We start from the raw sequence: 959 nt of genomic DNA on the forward strand, positions 1-959 counted from the left end.
GCGCACGGGCCGTCAGCCGGGGCCGCGGCGGGCGCGGCTGCGCCGTCCGGGTGACGGTCGGGGGCGGCGCGTACCGGGGCGGGGGTTCCTTGCTGGGCCCGTACGACGGGCCTCAGCGGGCGTCGGTGCCCAGCGCGCTCTCGATGCTCTGGACCATCCGCCACAGCGGCGCCCGGCGGCTGGCGACCAGCACCACGACGTCGTCGGACTCGCCCTCGGCGGCGGCCTCGGCCGGGCGGTCGCCCCAGGTGCCGGTGACGAAGGCCATCGCCGCGTCCACCTCGGCCACCCAGTCGCTCTTCCCGCCCGAGCGCAGCCAGGTGCGCAGGGCGTGGTTGTGCGCGGAGACGACGGCGGCGGCGATCACGTCCGCGCGCAGGGGGCCGTCCGGGCGGTCGGCGAAGCGGCCGCGCAGGTAGGCGGCGAGGGTGTGCTCGTAGCGCCAGACCACGGACAGCTCGTACGCCCGCAGGCCGGGCACCTTGCGGGTCAGCCGGTAGCGCTGGACGGAGAAGGAGGGCTGCTCGGCGTACATCCGCAGGACCAGGCGGGCGGCGTCGCAGGCGTGCTTGACCGGGTCCTCCTCGCCGGTGCCGGACTCCAGGAACTCCGTCATCTCGGCGAGGCTGCGCTCGTGGTCGGGGAAGACCACGTCCTCCTTGGCCGGGAAGTAGCGGAAGAAGGAGCGCCGGCCGACGCCGGCCAGCGAGACGATGTCGTCGACGGTGGTCTGTTCGAAGCCGCGCTCCAGGAAGAGCTCGAAGGCCGCGGCCACCAGCGCCTCGCGCATCGCCGGCTTCGAGGGCCCGTCATTCATGGGCTGGTCCTGCTCTTCCTTCTCGCTCATCCACCGGAACCTAACATCCGTGCGCGGGGTCGGCGCCGACGGCCGGGCCGCTCCCGGGACCGGCCGTCGGTGCCTGTGTGTGCGCGTTACGGGAGGTTGCGGGCCATCACGA

At 74.3% G+C, this 959-nt stretch carries 1 protein-coding gene; it reads right to left on the reverse strand.

Annotated elements, in window-relative coordinates; all coding sequences use genetic code 11:
* Positions 1–112: 112 nt before the first annotated feature.
* Complete coding sequence (locus AE652_RS42065; RefSeq protein ID WP_234348735.1) at positions 113–847, reverse strand: TetR family transcriptional regulator; 735 nt, start codon at positions 845–847, stop codon at positions 113–115.
* Positions 848–959: the final 112 nt, after the last annotated feature.

The organism is Kitasatospora sp. MY 5-36, from assembly GCF_001182915.1.
GTDB lineage: Bacteria > Actinomycetota > Actinomycetes > Streptomycetales > Streptomycetaceae > Kitasatospora.

Coding starts and splice junctions, on each gene's coding strand:
- AE652_RS42065 (WP_234348735.1), bottom strand. CDS start 847: ATGAGCGAGAAGGAAGAGCAGGACCAGCCCATGAATGACGGGCCCTCG.